This window comes from Bariatricus sp. HCP28S3_D3, from assembly GCF_052065755.1.
Classification (GTDB): domain Bacteria; phylum Bacillota; class Clostridia; order Lachnospirales; family Lachnospiraceae; genus Allocoprococcus.
On the sequence record NZ_JBQHTK010000001.1, the window covers coordinates 299,751 to 317,437 of the forward strand.

Below are 17,687 nucleotides of genomic sequence, written 5' to 3' on the forward strand. Positions count from 1 at the left end.
AGCACAAAGGAGTTCCTGCCATGAATATCATCAATAAGAAAACGGCTCAGCAAATCGTCGATACTGTCAAGGATGTCTGTGGGCACAATATAAATTTCATCAATGAAAACGGCATGATCATTGCAAGTACAGATTTAACGCGCATCGGCACCTTCCATGAGGGTGGAAAACAAGTGATCAAGACCGGAATTCCTCTGGAAGTTTGCGAAGACAACAGCCTTTCCGGCACACAAAAGGGTGTGAATATTCCGGTGGCACACAATGGCATTCTGACTGCCGTAATCGGAATCAGTGGGGAACCGGACGAGGTACGAAGTTATGCTTACCTTGCTGAGAAGATTACCCGTCTTCTGATCCGCGAGCAGGAACTGAATGACGCTTCCCGGACTCAGACTGAGAAAAAAACTTACTTGATTCAGACACTGTTAAATGGCAATATTGAAAATCCGGAATACATTCAGAAAATGCTTCAGGAATTTCATCTAAATGCTAAGAAGCCAAAACGTGTTCTTCTTCTACAAGTATGCTCTCACGAAGGACGTTCCGGGATTTCCACCGTCGAATCCGCCATTCATCATCTCTTTGAACGGATTCCGGATTCTGTATTCTGTTTTCAGTATCCGAACGAATTTGCAGCGATCATTGACAGTACTTCATTCGATACGCATCAGACAATTCTCGAGTCTTTTGTTTCTGCCAGAGATGATGTGCTTCTTGGAGTTGGACGAACAGACAGTATCTATCAGCTTGATGATTCTCTTCGTACCGCCCGGATTGCTCTGGAAAGTCTCTCCGGTTCAGAGACACATTTTGCCCTTTTTGACAAACTGACTCTGAAAATCATTCTGGCCAGGATAGATTCGGTAACCAAAAAAGACTTTTTATCTAAGGCAGCTGCAGGACTTTCCTCCGAAGATTTTTCTTTGCTGCGCACCTATTTCGAGGAAGAGCAATCGCTTAACCGAACCTGCGAGAAGCTTTTTCTACATAAAAATACACTTCAATATAAGCTTGACCGCATCTATCGCATTTGTGGATTGAATCCACGCCGATTTCAGGATGCTGTCATTCTCTACCTTGCAGTGAAACTATACTATACGATATCAAGGTAAGTCTTATGCTTAGGCATAGGAAACACTTCAATTTCTTATCATTTGTTTCTTGCATTTTATAACGATTTACGGATTTTTTGGGGAATCATCTTTTTTGACACGTAGTTTCAGCGCACTGCTACGGACTATTATAAATTTATTTCTTTTTGACACGTAACTTAAGGAAAATGCTACGGATTATTCTCTTTTTTCTTCTTTTCAATACGTAAACTATTATATAGCTAGCTACGCTGAGACTTTTTGCCATGTGCAATCGGAGAAATAGGCAAGTTATTTAGTATAGCGTCCGATAAATAACTGTACCAATCACACAGAATACTTCTTCGAGTGTGCAAGGCAAAAAACGCCTCAGCGTAGTAGTTTGAGTATGTTACGTAATACATATATCGTGTTTATTTTCATTCATATATTGTTCCGAATGACATTTTCAACTTTATCATTCCATGATACACTAAAACCATATACAAAGCAGAACACCATGAATATAAAAACGGAGGACATGAAAATGAAAGTTGTAGTTGCAATTGACTCTCTGAAAGGAAGCCTGACTTCCATGGAAGCCGGAATGGCAATTAAAGCTGGAATTCTTGCCGCGAAACCGGATGCTGAAGTTATCGTAAAACCACTTGCGGATGGCGGTGAAGGCACCACAGACGCACTAATCGAAGGTTTAAACGGGGAGCGGATCGATGTTACCGTAACCGGACCTCTCGATGATCCGGTGTCGTGCTATTACGGATACTTAAAAGAAACGAATACAGCTATCATCGAGATGGCATCAGCAGCCGGAATTACACTCACAAATAAAAAAGATCCCCTTCATGCAACCACTTACGGTGTGGGGGAAATGATAAATGACGCCATCAATAAAGGATGCCGAAACTTCATCATCGGAATCGGTGGAAGTGCTACAAATGATGGCGGTATCGGAATGCTGAAAGCTCTTGGCTTTGAATTTCTGGACGAAAACGGTCATGACGCCGGAGAAGGCGGACAAGCCCTTAAAAAAGTCAAATGCATCCTTACGCAAAACAAAAATTCCCTTTTGGATGAGTGTCATTTCCAGGTTGCCTGTGATGTAACGAATCCGCTGTGCGGCAAAAATGGAGCCACTTATATCTATGGTCCTCAAAAAGGCGTGACTGATGATATCAAGGAAAATCTGGATCAGGCCATGGCTCAGTATGCCAACGTTACTGCCAAATACCTTGGATGTGATTATTCGAATGCCGCAGGGGCCGGTGCCGCCGGCGGACTGGGATTTGCACTGCTCAGTTATCTGAACGCCAGCCTTACTCCCGGAATTGATCTGATTCTGAATGCGGTTGAATTGGAAAAAGAACTGAAAGACGCTGATGTCGCAGTAACCGGTGAAGGCCGGCTCGATCACCAGACCGCAATGGGAAAAGCTCCTATAGGAGTTGCAAAACTGGCGAAAAAATACAATGCAAAAGTTATCGCTTTTGCCGGAAGTGTCACTCCGGAAGCCACCGCATGCAACCAGGCCGGGATTGATGCATTTTTCCCGATTGTCCGCGGAATTACAACGCTTGAGGAGGCCATGAATCCCGAATGTGCCAAAACAAATATGCGTGCAGCGGTAGAACAGGTATTTCGCCTTTTATAGTGTGCTAATTTCTCCATTTCGTCTCATCCGCTATATCAGCAAATCAGCCAGAGAGTTCTTCTCTCTGGCTGTCTGACATTTTATTTCCGCCCAATATTTTTTCCCCCTTTTTCTCGGACGTTTTCTGTGCTATATTGGACATGGATTTTGATGCTCTCATCATATCTGCGGATTGTTCCGGAACTTATTTCCCTGCAATCCGGAAAACACAAATGGAGGATAAAAATATGAACTTTCTAAGTATTTTTGATGTCATTGGTCCCAACATGATCGGGCCTTCCAGCTCCCACACCGCGGGTGCTGTTTCCATGGCATTGCTGGCACGTAAAATGTGTCCGGAACCGATTAAAAAGGTAACCTTTACCCTCTACGGTTCTTTTGCCAAAACCTATCACGGCCACGGTACCGATCGCGCACTACTGGGCGGAATTCTTGGATTTTCCACAGATGACGCCAGAATCCGTGATGCCTTTGAGCTTGCCAAAGAATTCGGTGTGGAATATGAGTACATCATCGATGAGGAGACAGTAACCGATCACCCGAATACTGCCGATATCGCAATGACCGGAATTAACGGCTACGAACTGATGGTTCGCGGGGAATCCATCGGGGGCGGCAAGATAAAGATCGTGCGTATTGGTAATATCGATGTGGAATTTACCGGAGAATACAGTACACTCATCGTAAAACAGCTCGATACTCCGGGTGTCGTTGCACATATTACCCAGTGTCTCAGCAACCAGAATGTAAATATCGCTTTCATGCGCCTGTTCCGGGAAGATAAGGGTGCTACTGCTTATACAGTAGTAGAATCCGACGAACCCATTCCGGAGAGCATTCTGGATGATATTCGGACAAATGAAAATGTCCATGAACTGATGCTGGTTCAGATGTAGGAGGTGAGGACAATGGATTTTAGAAACGGACAAGAATTACTGGAACTCTGTCACAAAGAAAATATCAGTATTTCCGAGGTCATGAAGACCCGAGAGATTACTTGCGGAACACTCACTTCCGAGGAAATTGACGAAAAACTGAAAACGGTACTGACCATCATGAAGGATGCTGTGAATGAACCGTTGATGCAGCCGAAACGTTCTATGGGCGGCCTGATTGGTGGAGAAGCTAAGAAGGTTTCAGACTTCGGCAAGACAGACCGAAGTATCTGCGGTTCTCTAATGAGTAAGGCAATTTCCTACAGCATGGCCGTTCTGGAGGTCAACGCCTCCATGGGACTGATCGTTGCCGCCCCCACCGCCGGTTCTGCCGGTGTACTCCCGGGTGTACTACTCGCACTGCAGGAAGAAAAACAGCTGTCAAATGAACTCCTGCATTCTGCGATTTTGAATGCCTCCGCAATCGGTTATATTCTGATGCGAAATGCATCTGTATCCGGCGCCGAAGCCGGATGTCAGGCTGAGGTTGGTGCAGCTTCCGCCATGGCTGCCAGTGCGGTTGTGGAAATCATGGGCGGAACACCGGAAATGTCGCTTGAGGCTGCATCGATCGCCATGTCCAACCTGCTTGGAATGGTCTGCGATCCGATTGCCGGACTGGTTGAATCTCCGTGCCAGAGTCGCAACACCATCGGTGCTGCAAACGCAATCACCTGCGCCGAGCTTGCCCTTGCCGGGGTCACTCACCCGATTCCGTTTGATGAGATGGCAGAAGCAATGTACCGCGTAGGAAAGAGTATTCCGTTTGAGCTTCGGGAAACAGCAATGGGAGGATGTGCGGGAACACCGACCGGATGCACTTTGGGATGTCATGCCTGCTCCAAGGCTTAATGATTCGGAAATAAAAAAAACCCGTGGAATTCTTTTTACACATGAAATTCCACGGGTTTTTCTTTTTGCTATCCTCTATGTTTTCAAAATTAATACACCAGCCTGCTTCCGTTCAGCTTAATCACCCTGTCAATCTGATTCCACGATGCCATCCTGTAGGAATACGCCGCCGACTCAAACAAGGCATAAATACTGCTTCCGTCCTGATAGATCTGCTCCAGACGTTCCGGAAATTTGATCGTCTTATATGCCTCTGAAGATGACAGAATTCCATATCTTGAATAATTGAATATCTGTACTTCCGAAGGCATGATCCCCCAGGATATCGTAAGCAGGATCTTATTATTGTAAAATGCCATCCCCTGAACTTTTCCTGAAATCACCTGCATACTCACAGCACATGCCACCGGATCGATCACTCCTACCGTCCGCTTCAGATTCATATCCGATTTTTCATACAAGGTTCCGTCTGCGTTGATCAGGTATTTCTCAATAATACTCGCATTATCCTTGGTAAAAAATCCTACGAAGAGCGCTCCGTCATGATAGGTCATAAAAGAGGCCCTCTGAATCCGGTAAAGATTGTATGAGAGATCAAATTCAATGGGCTGATAATTCTCCGTAAAATCATAACTTTCCAGGTGCTTCAGCGTAATTGCATTTGCCTGCGCCCAGGTAGAACCCTGCCCGGTGATCCAGAGATTATGATTCATGGTGTCATATGCCATTCCACCGACATGAGCCCGGGTCCCCAGCACGATTTCTTTTACATACTCATGCGTTTTCTTATCAATCACATAAATGACAGAATTATGCTCCTTCGTTCTGCAGTACGCACTGATCAGGACATAATCCTCCGTAATCGCCAGCCCCTGCGGCGTCATGGACGTACAGACATGCGGCGTGCCTTCTTTCTTATACTGAATCGTCCTGGTCGCCTTGAGTCCCGGCACAACGTAAGTTCCGTATTCCTCATCCGCCTCATCTTCATCGCACGCATATTCATAAACCGTGCTGTTCCGCTTCAAGGTCCTCAGATATCGTTCCATCGTATAAACAGGATCTGTATTCGTCTCGGTCAGTTCCGTTTCCGGCTCTGTCTCGGCACGGTACTCCCACGCATAATACCAGTAACCCGTCCCGATAGCGGCAACAATCAGAAACGCTGCAAGCCTGCGCCGGAATCTTTTCCAGTTGATTCGTTTCTTTTTTTCTTTTTCCGACGGGTTATCTGTTCTGCCCGCCATTTCCTGTGTATCCTTGTGTTTCTTTTCCTTCATTTGCAGTCACTTCGTCTTTATATTCTTTCTGAGAGGAGAAACCTTTTCCCTTTACCTCATTCACATGCCCGATCACCATAAATGCTTCCGGATCCGTTTCCTGTACGAGTCGGTTCAGACGCACCAGTTCCCGGTTTGAAACCACCGTCATGATCATTTTCTGCTCATTTTTCAGATACCCCGTCTGCACATGGAATAAAGTGGTTCCCCTATCCAGTTTTTCCTGAATCTGTGCATTTAACTCATTATATTTTTCAGAAACGATGCTGACCTGCGTCTTCGTTGTCCCGATCAAAAGGATTTTGTCCAAAACCATGGTATAGACCAATACCAGCAGAATTCCATAGATGATCTGTTCTTTATCGGAAAACATCATCTGCATGAGCAGGATCGCGAAATCAAAAGCATACATCAGAACCGATACCGGAATTCCAAAATACTTGTTAAGCACCAGTGGCGGTATGTCCATACCACCGGTCGATGCTCCCGCTCGAATCACAATTCCGATTCCAAATCCGATCATCAGTCCTCCGCAGATCGTAGATAACATGCGGTCTGTTGTAATATCAGATAATACCGGGATGTTCTGAAAAGCGCCAAGAATCACCGGGTAATAGAATGTACTGATCAGTGTCGTTAATGCAAATTTTTTTCCCAGAGCAAGTGCCCCGACCAAAAACATCAGCACATTAAAAATCATTACAAATGTATGCAGCGGAACATTCAAATAATGTCCAAGCGTCAGACCGATTCCGGTTGTTCCTCCCATAATCAGCGAACTCGGCAAAATAAACACTACGATTGCCAATGCATAAATCGTATTCCCCAGTAATACCATTCCCCAATTCTTCATATCTTTTATTTTCATCATTCTCTCCCGATATTTTGATTCTTTCCTATGCACCTTCCCCGATGTGCATCTTTACAACAGTAATAGTATACTCGCGGAGTTATTGCATAACAAGTGATATTTCAATATTTTCTGTATTTTTTATTCGAAAATACTATGTCCCATTCTTTTATTCTGAGCTATAATAAAGATATAGTTTTATGGCAGGGCAGCACCGATTTTGCCCGGAATCTGCCAGAAGAAAAGAGGTATCATATGAATCAGATTGAGCAACTTCAGGAAATGATCGATGAAAGTCATAATATTGTATTCTTCGGCGGTGCGGGGGTCTCCACCGAAAGTAATATTCCGGACTTCCGCAGCGCTGACGGCCTGTATCAGCAGCAATACAAATACTCTCCGGAACAGATTGTAAGCCATTCATTTTTCATGAGAAACACAGAAGCTTTTTATGAATTTTACAAAGAGAAAATGATGTTTCTTGATGCGAAACCGAACCCGGCACACTATAAGCTCGCTGAACTTGAGGCTGCCGGAAAACTGACGGCCGTGATCACACAAAATATCGACGGTCTTCATCAGGCAGCAGGCAGTAAAAACGTACTGGAACTGCACGGAAGCATTCATCGCAATTATTGTATGCGCTGCGGTAAAAAGTACGATGCCGCCTATGTTAAAAATTCTGACGGAATTCCAAAATGTGAATGTGGAGGGACCATCCGACCGGATGTCGTGCTCTATGAAGAAGGGTTAGATTCCGTTATTATTCAGAAAAGTATCAGTGCGATCGCAAATGCTGATATGCTGATTATCGGTGGAACCTCCTTGGTCGTTTACCCTGCTGCGGGATTTATTGATTATTTCCGGGGAAAGAACCTGGTTGTGATCAATAAGGATACTACGGCTCGGGAAGTGGGAGCATCGCTTACGATACATGAACCGATTGGGGAAGTGCTTTCTAAAATTTGTTGTTGAGAAGAGGGACGCCCCCACGCTCCCCGGTTTTATTCCGGACTCGCTTTCGCTCGGGGGAAAACGCAGCGGTACTATGATGCCAGGTTGTCGCCTGCCGGCGACTCCTGCCATCAAGTGCCGGCGTTTTCCACGGTCCGGAATCAAACTGGGGAGTGTGGGGGCTGAGATTCTTATGTTGTACGTGGGATAAGTATTAGACGGGAGATATTGGTACATATGAAGGGGGCTGCGGCTTCTTTGGGAAGCGCAGCCCTCTGAGTTTAAACGGGATTATGCCTTATGGGACCTGTTGTTAGCAGGTTTTGAAGAATTGGTAAAGACCTTCGAGGGCTTTGGTGAGGACGGGAATCTCGTCTTCGGTGATGTGTTCCAGGATGGCTTCTACCATTTTTTTGTGGAATTCGGCGTGGTGGTGGTAGGCTTTTTCGCCTTTGGGGGTGAGGTGGATGTTGACCACGCGTCTGTCTTCTTCGCTTCGTTCGCGGAGGACGTATTTTTTGTTGACCAGGGCGTTCATGGAGGTGGTGAGTGAGCCTACGGTGATTCCGAGTTTGCGGGCGATGTTGGACATTTTATCTCCTTCTCCGAGACCGACGGCTTCGATGATATGCATATCGTTGTTCGTCAGGTCTTTGAATTCTTCGGTGATGACCGCTTTTTCTTCTAATTCTAATATATCGTTGAACAAATGTACAAATAATTTGTTAATGCTCTCGTATGCGTCCACGAATTTTCTCCTCTGGTACTTGTTTTTCTTTTATTATACACAGCTTTCGAACAAAGAATCAATCACTTCTTTTACAGTTTCTATTTTTTCTGCTTTCCATGCATCAGCGCCGCAGAAAAGTAATGCATTTTCAATGTTGCCTTTTGCTGCGTTGATGAGAGCCTCTGTAATGCAGTATGGTGTTTTTGCCGGGTTGCATGTTTTGATGCATGCAAGACATTTTTTGGGAGGACGGCGCTCTCCTTCCATGATGTGTCGGATGAAGGGATTGGCGATGGCTCTTCCGGGCATTCCTACCGGGCTTTTTACGATCAGGATATCTTCCGGTGCGGCGTTCAGATAGCTTTCTTTATACCGGATGTCTGCGTCGCATTCCCATGTGGTTACAAAGCGGCTGGCTACCTGGATTGCATCGGCTCCAAGCTCAAATGCGTGTCTGGCTGCGTTTGCATCGCTGATGCCGCCTGCCAGTGCGACCGGAATTCTGCAGTTATATTTCTCTTCGTATGATTTTACGGCTTTGATGATCTTCCTGATTTCTTCATCATATGTGTTCTGATCGAACTGTTCCAGCTGTGCCTCGTCAAATCCAAGATGTCCTCCGGCTTTTGGCCCTTCTATGACGACCAGGTCTGCGGTGCGGCTGTATTTTTTGTCCCAGTATTTGAGGATCACTTTCACGGATTTTTCTGTTGATACGATCGGAGCGATCTTTGCATCCGTACCTTTTACGAATTCAGGCAGTTCTGTCGGCAGACCGGCTCCGGATATGATCAGATCTGCGCCTGCCCTTGCTGCTTCGCGCACATATTCTCCATAGTGCTGCATGGCAACCATAATATTAAAACCGATCACGCCTTCCGGCGCAATTGCGCGGGCTTTTTCGAGTTCACTGTGAATGGCTCTTAAATTTGCCGCCTTGGAATCTTTCTCAAAATCAGGATCACGAAATCCGATCTGTGCAGCGGAAATGATCCCGATTCCACCTTCTTTGGCAACATTTCCGGCAAGATTTGAGAGACTGATTCCGATTCCCATTCCGCCCTGGATCAATGGTTTTTTCGCCGTCAGATTTCCTATTTTCAATGATGGATATTCCATATCTGTACCCCGTACCTTTCTACATGTTCCGGAAGCGCTGATATCGTTTTTCCGTCAGCTCTTCTGTTGACAAAGCTCCATATTTTTTCAGGAATTCCTGTATGGACCTGTCCATCTCTCCTGTCAATCCTCCCATATTTTCCACAGTCAGATGTTCCGGTTCTTCAAAAACTTTCTCCACAATTCCCGCCTGATACAGGTGGGCTGCTGTAAGTTTCATGACTTTTGCAGCTTCTTCCGCGCGTTTGCTGTCTTTCCACAGGATACTTGCAAAGCCCTCCGGTGACAGGATAGAGTAAATGGAGTTCTCCAGCATCCAGACTTCATCCGAGGTTGCCATGGCGAGCGCTCCGCCGCTTCCACCTTCTCCGATCACAACCGAAAGCACCGGAACTTTCAGACCGGACATTTCAAACAGGTTTCTGGCAATCGCTTCTCCCTGTCCGCGTTCTTCTGCCTCCAGTCCGCAAAATGCACCCGGAGTATCTACAAAGCAGATGATCGGGCGTGCAAATTTTTCCGCCTGTTTCATCAGTCTCAGTGCTTTTCTGTATCCGTCCGGAGACGGCATACCGAAATTTCGTTCAATATTTTCTTTCGTATTTCTTCCCTTAGCCTGCGCAATGACCGTCACCGGCATGCCATGAAACCGTGCAATTCCTCCGATGATCGCTTTGTCGTCCTTGTAGTATCGGTCACCATGAAGTTCTGCAAAATCTGTAAATAAAGCATCAATATAATCGGAACCTACCGGTCTGTCTTTCAGCCGGGAAATCTGAACACGCTTCCAGGCGCTTTTCGCCTTTGGAGTTTCTCTGTGTTCTTCCAGTCCGGTATTGTCCTTTCCTACATTTTCTTCCAAATTCCGCTTTGTACGTCCTTCTGAGCTTTCCGTAAATTGTGACATTTTCCCCGCCTCATGCATGCTTACAAGCTGAGCAAGTGTCTGACGCAGTTCTTTTCGTTCTACAATCTTATCCACAAACCCGTGTTCCAGAAGAAATTCAGATCTCTGGAACCCTTTCGGAAGTTTTTGTCCGATGGTCTGTTCAATCACACGCGGTCCCGCAAAACCGATCAGCGCATTTGGTTCAGCCAGAATGATATCTCCTAACATGGCAAAACTTGCTGTAACCCCTCCTGTCGTAGGATCTGTCAAAACACTGATGTAGAGCTGTCCGGCGTCATGATGCCGTTTTAAGGCTGCAGAAGTCTTGGCCATCTGCATCAGAGAATGAATTCCCTCCTGCATTCTCGCTCCTCCCGAGCATGCAAAGATAATCACCGGAAGCTTTGCCTGCGTCGCGCGCTCAACAGCACGTGTAATCTTCTCACCGACTACTTTCCCCATACTTGCCATCATGAATCGTCCGTCACATACAGCCAGCGCCACTTCACGTCCTTCTATTTTTGCCTTACCGGTCACAACCGCCTCATCCAACCCGGTCTTCTCCTGAAGCATTTTTACCTTTTCTTCATAGCCTTTATAATGCAGTGGATTTCCGGAGGTAAGGCCCTCGTCCCATGCCTCAAATGTATCTGGATCAGCGATCATTTCTATACGTCGCATCGCATGTACTCTGAAATAATTTCCGCATTTCGGACAAATATAGTATCCTTTTTTCACATCTTCCGTGAAAATCGCCGCTTTACAGGCATTACATTTTTTCAGAATTCCTTCCGGCACTTCCGGAGATGTCATTCGCTTACCGGATCCTTCATTTTTCCCAAGGTTGATTCCCTTTTTAAACATATTTGCCAACTGCATTTTTCTACTCTCCTGACTCCTGCTACATTACGAACTGCTAGGCCTCTGTATTTCCCAGAAGTTCCTGTTCTTTTTCTGCTACAAACTCTATATCAAAATTCCCATCCTGATAATCCGGGTGGCTCATGATCTCATACTGATAATCAACATTTGTATCGATTCCCTCAATGATGATCTCACCAAGCGCACACTGCATCTTTCTGACAGCTTCTTTACGGGTCTTTGCGAAAACAATCAGTTTCGCCAGCATATTATCATAATATGGCGGTACGCTGTAACCACTGTAAATAGCGGAATCGATCCGCACCCCTTTTCCTCCCGGGAGGTACATATCCCGAATGGTACCCGGGCATGGGCGGAAATTCTTTGCCGGATTTTCCGCGTTGATCCTGCACTCGATGGCATGACCTGTCAAATGCACGTCTTCCTGCTTTATTGCAAGTTTTTCTCCGTCAGCAATGCGAATCTGAGCCTTGATCAGATCAATTCCGGTCACCCACTCTGTCACCGGATGCTCCACCTGGATCCGGGTATTCATTTCCATAAAATAGAATTTTCCGGTCTTTTCCAAAAGGAACTCGATGGTACCGGCATTTTCATAATGGGCCGCTTTGGCTGCGCGAACTGCTGCGGCTCCCATTTCCGCACGAAGTTCTTCGGAAATGGCCATACACGGGGATTCCTCCACCAGTTTCTGATGGTTTCTCTGAATCGAACAGTCACGTTCTCCCAGATGGATGACATTTCCGTATTTATCTGCAAGGATCTGAAATTCAATGTGTTTCGGATGCTGTACAAAATGCTCCAGATACATGGTGCCGTCTCCGAACGCTGCCTTTGCTTCTGACTGCGCAGTGTGGAATGCATTTTCAAATTCGTCCGGCGTCTGTGCCACGCGCATTCCCTTGCCGCCGCCTCCAAGTGCTGCTTTGATGATCACCGGATACCCGGTCTCTTCTGCAATCTTTGCGCCTTCTTCTGCATCATAAATCGCATGGTCACTTCCCGGAATGACCGGCACATTTGCCTGTACCATTGTGGTTCGCGCCTGGGATTTGTCTCCAAGGCTGCGGATCACATCGGCTCCCGGCCCGATGAAAATAATATTGCATTGTTCGCACAGTTCTGCAAAACGGCTGTTTTCAGACAAGAATCCGAATCCGGGATGAATCGCATCGGCTCCCGAAATAATCGTCGCACTGATGATCTGTTCCATATTCAGATAACTGTCTGAGGACGGCGCCGGTCCGATACAGACTGCTTCGTCTGCAAGCTGTGTGTGAAGCGCCTCTTTGTCAGCTTCCGAATACACCGCAACCGTCTCGATTCCCATTTCTCTGCACGCACGAATGATACGCACTGCAATCTCGCCACGATTGGCAATCAGTATTTTCCTAATCATATCTATCCCCTATCCGATCATCAGCGACAACTCTGCTTTTACAGCCACTTCTCCGTCAACAGAGGCAATTCCTTCCCCGATGACCAGAGGGCCTTTCTGCCGGATGATTCTCGCCTCCAGTTTCAGCTTATCTCCCGGAACGACCTTGCGGCGGAACTTGCAGTTCTTGATTCCCCCGAAATATCCGAGCTTTCCTTTGTTTTCTTCCTGCATCAGAACCGCTACTGCTCCGGTCTGCGCCAGTGCTTCCACGATCAGAACGCCCGGCATGACCGGCTCCTGCGGGAAATGTCCCGCAAAGAAATCCTCACGGTATGTAACGCATTTGTACCCGATGGCATACTCGCCCGGTTCATAGTCCTCAATGTAATCCACCAGCAGAAACGGATGTCTGTGCGGAATGATTTCTTTAATCTCTGTAATACCCAAATGTTTCATCGCTGCCTCCTTACGCAATTCTGAATAACGGCTGTCCGTATTCTACGGCTTCCCCATTCTTTACCAGCACTTCTGTAACAGTACCGTCAAATTCAGATTCAATTTCATTCATCAGTTTCATTGCTTCTACGATTGCCACAGTCTGCCCCTTCTTCACACGGTCGCCCACAGACACAAAAGGCTGGGCATCTTCTGCCGGTGCAGCGTAAAATGTTCCGACAAGTGGAGATTTAACTAGATTTCCGTTCGGTTCCATCGCCGGGATCTCTGCTTTCGCGGCCTGCGTTTTCTGTTCTATTGTAACAACCTGAACGTTTTCATTCGTACCCTTTACCGGTTCTTTTTCTTTTCGGATATTCAGTTTTACATTTCCTTCTTCATATTCAAAGCCACTCAGTGCCGAATCGGAAACGGCCTGAATTAATTTCACCAGATTCTCTAATTCCATCATCCTGCCCCTCTAACCTTCATATTTTTTCATCAGCAGGACCGCATTGTGTCCGCCAAATCCCAGAGAATTACTCATTGCATATTTGATTTCCTTTTCCACCGGAGCACCGACTGCATAGTTCAGATCACATTCCTCATCTGTTTCTTTTGTTCCGATCGTCTGATGAATGAATCCGTCCTGGATGGATTTTACACAAGTCACACACTCTACCGCGCCTGCCGCACCGAGCAGATGACCGATCATGGATTTCGTCGAGTTGACTACAAGATCTTTTGCCGCATCACCGAATGCTCTCTTGATCGCATAGGTCTCGAACAGATCATTGTGGTGTGTGCTGGTTCCGTGTGCATTAATATACTGAACCTCCGACGGAGTCACACCTGCTTCTTCCATGGCAAGTTCCATCGCTTTGGCAGCTCCGCTTCCATCCTCCGCCGGGGAAGTAATATGGTATGCATCTCCGGTGGAACCGTATCCTACAAGCTCTGCATAAATCTTCGCGCCTCTGGCCTTTGCATGTTCCAGTTCCTCCAGAACGACCACGCCTGCCCCCTCTCCGAGAACGAACCCGCTTCTGTCCTTATCAAACGGAATAGAAGCTCTCTTCGGATCCTCACTGGTCGTAAGCGCAGTCAGCGCGGTAAATCCTGCCACACCAGTCGGACAGATACAGCTTTCGGTTCCGCCTGCAAACATCACATCCGCATCGTCGTACTGGATTGCACGGAACGCATCACCGATACAGTTGGTTCCGGTCGCACAGGCTGTGACAACATTTGTGCATTTTCCCTTCAGTCCAAGCTGAATCGAAACATTTCCGGCTGCCATATTGGAGATCATCATGGGAACCATCAAAGGAGCAACTCTTCCCGGCCCCTTCTGCAGAATCGTGGTGTACTGTTTTTCAATCTGCTGAAGGCTTCCGATACCGGAACCGATAATCACACCGCAGCGGTACGGGTCTTCCTTTTCAATCTCGAAACCGGCATCCTCACAGGCTTCTTTTGCAGCCACAACCGCATACTGTGAGAATGTTTCCATACGTTTTGCCGCTTTAAAATCCATGCGTTTCTTCGCAGAAAATCCTTTTACTTCTGCCGCGATCTTTACTTTATAATCTGATGTGTCAAATTTGGTGATCGCACCGATTCCGCATCTGCCTTCTTTGATCCCTTCCCAAAATTCATCTACCGTATTTCCAATCGGCGTAATCGCTCCAAGACCTGTAATCACTACTCTGCGTTTCATATTTCCACCCTCCTATATCGCCATGCCACCGTCTACTGCAAGCACCTGGCCCGTGATATACCCTGCTTCGTCGGATGCAAGAAATGCTGCTGCTGCTGCAATATCTCCGGTCTGACCCAGACGACCCAGAGGAATCTGTTTCATTGTTTCTTCTTTCACTTTGTCGGATAACACGTTGGTCATATCCGTCTCAATATATCCCGGAGCAATCGCATTCACCGTAATTCCACGACTCGCAAGTTCCTTTGCCGCGGATTTTGTCATGCCGATCACACCTGCTTTTGATGCTGCGTAATTGATCTGTCCTGCGTTTCCGGAAAGTCCCACTACAGAAGACATATTAATGATTCTTCCGCTTCTCTGCTTCATCATCTGTCTGGACGCAAACCTTATGCAGTGGAAAGTTCCTTTCAGATTCACGTCTACAACATTCGTAAAGTCTTCCTCACTCATCCGCATGATCAATCCGTCTTTCGTGATACCTGCATTATTTACAAGAATATCGATTCTGCCGAACTGATCGATCACTTCCTTAATAAATGCTTCGCACGCGTCATAGTCCGCCACATTGCACTGCTTGATCACGGCCCGGCCGCCATCTACTATAATACTTTGTTTTACTTCCTCCGCTTTCTGTGCAGAACCGTTATAATTAATGACCACCGTCGCTCCAAGCTGCGCAAACTTCATTGCTATTGCCTTCCCGATTCCGCGGGATGCACCGGTCACTACTGCGATTTTTCCGTTTAACATATTTCTTCTCCTCTACTAAACAGTCAATTCCAAGACCACCTTGTCTATGTCTTCCCAGGTTCCAATGTTGTAAACCTTTACGCTGCGGTCAATTTTCCTCAGAAACCCTGCCAGCGTTTTACCCGGCCCGATTTCTACAAACGTATCCACGCCTTCCGCGATCATACGCTCTACACTTTCCTGCCAGCGCACGGAAGCCGCAACCTGTTCAGCCAGAAGTTTCTTCGTTTCACGAATGTCGGTTACATATTCGGCCGTTACATTTGTCACATAAGGAATCTGAAGTGGTTCCATTTCTACTTTTTCCATTTCTTTCGCAAGTTCTTCACCTGCTTGTTTCAGCATCGGTGAATGGAACGGACCGCTGACATTCAGAAGCACCGCCCTTTTAGCTCCCGCTTCTTTTAATATTTCTGCCGCTTTCTCCACCGCTTTCGTCTCACCGGTGATAACGATCTGGCCCGGGCAATTGTAATTTGCCACCGTGACTCCTTCCAAATCCTTAATCCCTTCTTCGATTACCGATGCATCCATTCCAAGGATTGCCGCCATGGCGCCTTCTCCTGCCGGAACCGTATTCTGCATCAGAATCCCTCTTTTTCTCACCAGATAAATTGCATCCTCTTCCTTCATGCCTCCAGCGACGCTGATCGCGCAATACTCGCCAAGACTAAGTCCCGCCGTCACATCAGGTTTCAGACCTCTTTCCTCCACAACCTTCGTCATGGCAAGGCAAGTCGTCACAAGCGCTGCCTGTGTATATTCGGTCAGATCCAGTTTCTCATTTTCTTCAAAGCATAATGCTTTCATATCTATCTGCAAAAGTTCGCTTGCCTTATCATAGACAGCCTTTGCAAGTTCACTATTTTCATAAAAATCTTTTCCCATGCCGGGTTTCTGAGCGCCCTGTCCTGGGTAAATAAATGCAATCTTAGCCATAGATGTTCAGTCCTCCAATCAGCGCATCTGTCTCCTTCACCAGTTTCTGAATCAGCTCCTCGCAGCTTAAGATCTCTTTCACCATCGCCGCACTCTGTCCGGCCATCACACTGCCGTTTACAACATCTCCGTCAACGACCGCTCTGCGAAGTCCGCCCAGAGTCAGATGCTCCAGTTCCTCAAAGCTAGCTCCCGCTTTCTCCATATCCAGATACTGCTTCGTCATCTGATTTCTCAGAGCACGCACCGGATGGCCGGTTGTTCTGCCGGTTACTCTGGAATCGATATCCTTTGCTTTAAGGATTGCATTTTTATAATTTTCATGAACCATAGATTCTTTCGTTGCCACAAAATGGGTCCCCATCTGTACCGCTCTTGCTCCAAGCATAAATGTAGCCGCAATTCCTCTTCCGTCTGCAATTCCACCCGCAGCAATAACCGGAATGTTCACCGCATCAACGATCTGCGGAACCAAAACCATCGTCGTATTCTCGCCGATATGTCCTCCCGCTTCTGTTCCTTCCGCTACCAGCGCATCCGCACCGCAGCGCTCCATTCTTTTTGCAAGTGCAACGGAAGCCACAACCGGGATGACCTTAACCCCTGCTTCCTTCCACATTTTCATATATTTCTCTGGATTTCCAGCACCAGTGGTAACCACCTTCACGCCTTCTTCCGCTACCACTTTTGCCACTTCATCCGCATAAGGACTCATGAGCATAATGTTGACACCAAATGGTTTGTCAGTCAGTTTCTTTGCTTCTCTGATCTGTTCGCGTACCCATTCTGCCGGGGCACTCGCAGCTCCAATGAGTCCAAGCCCACCGGCATTTGATACGCCGGCCGCAAGATGATACTCAGCAACCCAGGCCATTCCTCCCTGGATAATCGGATATTCTATTCCAAGTAATTCGGTTACTTCTGTCTTCATATTACAACCTCTTTTTTCTTAAATGACTTACTCTGACTAATGATTCACTTATTCGGATTTATTTCTCTAATCCTTTGATGTAAGTTACAACGCTGCCGATCGTAGTAAGATCACCGATCGCTTCTGTATCGATTTCCACACCGAACTCATCTTCAAATGACATAACCATGTCCATAAGATCCAGAGAATCTGCTCCAAGTGATTCAAACGTTGTTTCCTCTGTAAGGTCTGCTGCGTCTACTCCTAAACCTTCTGCTACGATTGCTTTTACTTTCTCTAACATGTGATTGTCTCCTTC

Annotated in this window: 18 protein-coding genes; 5 read left to right on the forward strand and 13 right to left on the reverse strand. The window is 46.7% G+C overall.

What is annotated here, in order from left to right; all coding sequences use genetic code 11:
• Positions 1–20: 20 nt before the first annotated feature.
• The 4 genes from ACTNB3_RS01430 (at position 21) to sdaAA (ending at position 4,526) form a co-directional block, all read left to right on the forward strand.
• The gene (locus tag ACTNB3_RS01430; RefSeq protein ID WP_441024241.1) at positions 21–1,112 is read left to right on the forward strand and encodes a CdaR family transcriptional regulator; all 1,092 of its coding nucleotides are present in this window, start codon (positions 21–23) and stop codon (positions 1,110–1,112) included.
• Between the two features lie 505 nt (positions 1,113–1,617).
• On the forward strand, positions 1,618–2,739 hold the full coding sequence (locus ACTNB3_RS01435) for a glycerate kinase (RefSeq protein ID WP_427818841.1): 1,122 nt from the start codon (positions 1,618–1,620) through the stop codon (positions 2,737–2,739).
• Between the two features lie 227 nt (positions 2,740–2,966).
• On the forward strand, positions 2,967–3,635 hold the full coding sequence (sdaAB, locus tag ACTNB3_RS01440; protein ID WP_427818840.1) for an L-serine ammonia-lyase, iron-sulfur-dependent subunit beta: 669 nt from the start codon (positions 2,967–2,969) through the stop codon (positions 3,633–3,635).
• Positions 3,636–3,647: 12 nt separating this feature from the next.
• Positions 3,648–4,526, forward strand: coding sequence for an L-serine ammonia-lyase, iron-sulfur-dependent, subunit alpha (sdaAA, locus tag ACTNB3_RS01445; RefSeq protein WP_441024243.1), 879 nt, complete (start codon positions 3,648–3,650; stop codon positions 4,524–4,526).
• Positions 4,527–4,615: 89 nt separating this feature from the next.
• On the opposite strand, the gene ACTNB3_RS01450 is transcribed toward sdaAA, so the two are convergent.
• Positions 4,616–5,806 carry a YncE family protein gene (locus tag ACTNB3_RS01450; protein WP_441024245.1) on the reverse strand — a complete coding sequence of 397 codons (1,191 nt, stop codon included), beginning with the start codon at positions 5,804–5,806 and terminating at the stop codon, positions 4,616–4,618.
• Positions 5,754–6,674, reverse strand: a complete 921-nt coding sequence (locus ACTNB3_RS01455; RefSeq protein ID WP_427807837.1) for a YitT family protein — start codon at positions 6,672–6,674, stop codon at positions 5,754–5,756. The genes ACTNB3_RS01450 and ACTNB3_RS01455 overlap by 53 nt, the downstream gene beginning before the upstream one ends.
• Before the next feature lie 237 nt (positions 6,675–6,911).
• Between ACTNB3_RS01455 and ACTNB3_RS01460 the strand changes: the two genes are divergently transcribed.
• The gene (locus ACTNB3_RS01460; protein WP_427807721.1) at positions 6,912–7,631 is read left to right on the forward strand and encodes an NAD-dependent protein deacylase; all 720 of its coding nucleotides are present in this window, start codon (positions 6,912–6,914) and stop codon (positions 7,629–7,631) included.
• A 292-nt stretch (positions 7,632–7,923) separates the two neighbouring features.
• Here ACTNB3_RS01460 and ACTNB3_RS01465 read toward each other — a convergent pair whose 3' ends face one another.
• From ACTNB3_RS01465 to ACTNB3_RS01515, 11 genes are read right to left on the reverse strand one after another with little or no spacing between them, the layout of a single operon-like run.
• A complete protein-coding gene (locus tag ACTNB3_RS01465; RefSeq protein ID WP_427818836.1) occupies positions 7,924–8,358 on the reverse strand; it encodes a MarR family winged helix-turn-helix transcriptional regulator in 435 nt (144 codons plus the stop codon).
• A gap of 33 nt (positions 8,359–8,391) precedes the next feature.
• Positions 8,392–9,459 carry an NAD(P)H-dependent flavin oxidoreductase gene (locus ACTNB3_RS01470; protein ID WP_441024247.1) on the reverse strand — a complete coding sequence of 356 codons (1,068 nt, stop codon included), beginning with the start codon at positions 9,457–9,459 and terminating at the stop codon, positions 8,392–8,394.
• Positions 9,460–9,478: 19 nt separating this feature from the next.
• Positions 9,479–11,227: an acetyl-CoA carboxylase carboxyltransferase subunit alpha gene (locus tag ACTNB3_RS01475; RefSeq protein WP_441024250.1), complete on the reverse strand. Its 1,749-nt coding sequence runs from the start codon at positions 11,225–11,227 to the stop codon at positions 9,479–9,481.
• Positions 11,228–11,264: 37 nt separating this feature from the next.
• Entirely contained in the window at positions 11,265–12,629 is a 1,365-nt protein-coding gene (locus tag ACTNB3_RS01480; RefSeq protein ID WP_441024252.1) for an acetyl-CoA carboxylase biotin carboxylase subunit, read from the reverse strand.
• A gap of 9 nt (positions 12,630–12,638) precedes the next feature.
• Positions 12,639–13,067 carry a 3-hydroxyacyl-ACP dehydratase FabZ gene (gene fabZ, locus ACTNB3_RS01485; RefSeq protein ID WP_427807733.1) on the reverse strand — a complete coding sequence of 143 codons (429 nt, stop codon included), beginning with the start codon at positions 13,065–13,067 and terminating at the stop codon, positions 12,639–12,641.
• 10 nt (positions 13,068–13,077) lie between these two features.
• Positions 13,078–13,515 carry an acetyl-CoA carboxylase biotin carboxyl carrier protein gene (accB, locus tag ACTNB3_RS01490; protein ID WP_427807839.1) on the reverse strand — a complete coding sequence of 146 codons (438 nt, stop codon included), beginning with the start codon at positions 13,513–13,515 and terminating at the stop codon, positions 13,078–13,080.
• Positions 13,516–13,527: 12 nt separating this feature from the next.
• On the reverse strand, positions 13,528–14,766 hold the full coding sequence (fabF, locus tag ACTNB3_RS01495; protein WP_441024254.1) for a beta-ketoacyl-ACP synthase II: 1,239 nt from the start codon (positions 14,764–14,766) through the stop codon (positions 13,528–13,530).
• A gap of 12 nt (positions 14,767–14,778) precedes the next feature.
• Positions 14,779–15,519 carry a 3-oxoacyl-[acyl-carrier-protein] reductase gene (gene fabG, locus ACTNB3_RS01500; RefSeq protein ID WP_441024256.1) on the reverse strand — a complete coding sequence of 247 codons (741 nt, stop codon included), beginning with the start codon at positions 15,517–15,519 and terminating at the stop codon, positions 14,779–14,781.
• Positions 15,520–15,534: 15 nt separating this feature from the next.
• Positions 15,535–16,458 (reverse strand): ACP S-malonyltransferase, encoded by a 924-nt coding sequence (fabD, locus tag ACTNB3_RS01505; RefSeq protein WP_441024258.1) that lies wholly within the window; start codon positions 16,456–16,458, stop codon positions 15,535–15,537.
• A complete protein-coding gene (fabK, locus tag ACTNB3_RS01510; RefSeq protein WP_441024260.1) occupies positions 16,451–17,389 on the reverse strand; it encodes an enoyl-[acyl-carrier-protein] reductase FabK in 939 nt (312 codons plus the stop codon). The genes fabD and fabK overlap by 8 nt, the downstream gene beginning before the upstream one ends.
• Positions 17,390–17,447: 58 nt before the next feature.
• Positions 17,448–17,672 carry an acyl carrier protein gene (locus ACTNB3_RS01515; protein WP_441024262.1) on the reverse strand — a complete coding sequence of 75 codons (225 nt, stop codon included), beginning with the start codon at positions 17,670–17,672 and terminating at the stop codon, positions 17,448–17,450.
• Positions 17,673–17,687 lie beyond the last annotated feature (15 nt).

Excerpts from the sequence above, each read along its gene's own strand:
- fabK (WP_441024260.1), bottom strand. The coding sequence starts at position 17,389 with ATGAAGACAGAAGTAACCGAATTACTTGGAATAGAATATCCGATTATC.
- ACTNB3_RS01435 (WP_427818841.1), top strand. The coding sequence starts at position 1,618 with ATGAAAGTTGTAGTTGCAATTGACTCTCTGAAAGGAAGCCTGACTTCC.
- ACTNB3_RS01430 (WP_441024241.1), top strand. The coding sequence starts at position 21 with ATGAATATCATCAATAAGAAAACGGCTCAGCAAATCGTCGATACTGTC.
- ACTNB3_RS01455 (WP_427807837.1), bottom strand. The coding sequence starts at position 6,674 with ATGAAAATAAAAGATATGAAGAATTGGGGAATGGTATTACTGGGGAAT.
- fabZ (WP_427807733.1), bottom strand. The coding sequence starts at position 13,067 with ATGAAACATTTGGGTATTACAGAGATTAAAGAAATCATTCCGCACAGA.
- ACTNB3_RS01480 (WP_441024252.1), bottom strand. The coding sequence starts at position 12,629 with ATGATTAGGAAAATACTGATTGCCAATCGTGGCGAGATTGCAGTGCGT.
- fabF (WP_441024254.1), bottom strand. The coding sequence starts at position 14,766 with ATGAAACGCAGAGTAGTGATTACAGGTCTTGGAGCGATTACGCCGATT.
- sdaAA (WP_441024243.1), top strand. The coding sequence starts at position 3,648 with ATGGATTTTAGAAACGGACAAGAATTACTGGAACTCTGTCACAAAGAA.
- ACTNB3_RS01460 (WP_427807721.1), top strand. The coding sequence starts at position 6,912 with ATGAATCAGATTGAGCAACTTCAGGAAATGATCGATGAAAGTCATAAT.
- ACTNB3_RS01475 (WP_441024250.1), bottom strand. The coding sequence starts at position 11,227 with ATGCAGTTGGCAAATATGTTTAAAAAGGGAATCAACCTTGGGAAAAAT.
- accB (WP_427807839.1), bottom strand. The coding sequence starts at position 13,515 with ATGGAATTAGAGAATCTGGTGAAATTAATTCAGGCCGTTTCCGATTCG.
- ACTNB3_RS01470 (WP_441024247.1), bottom strand. The coding sequence starts at position 9,459 with ATGGAATATCCATCATTGAAAATAGGAAATCTGACGGCGAAAAAACCA.
- sdaAB (WP_427818840.1), top strand. The coding sequence starts at position 2,967 with ATGAACTTTCTAAGTATTTTTGATGTCATTGGTCCCAACATGATCGGG.
- fabG (WP_441024256.1), bottom strand. The coding sequence starts at position 15,519 with ATGTTAAACGGAAAAATCGCAGTAGTGACCGGTGCATCCCGCGGAATC.
- fabD (WP_441024258.1), bottom strand. The coding sequence starts at position 16,458 with ATGGCTAAGATTGCATTTATTTACCCAGGACAGGGCGCTCAGAAACCC.
- ACTNB3_RS01450 (WP_441024245.1), bottom strand. The coding sequence starts at position 5,806 with ATGAAGGAAAAGAAACACAAGGATACACAGGAAATGGCGGGCAGAACA.
- ACTNB3_RS01515 (WP_441024262.1), bottom strand. The coding sequence starts at position 17,672 with ATGTTAGAGAAAGTAAAAGCAATCGTAGCAGAAGGTTTAGGAGTAGAC.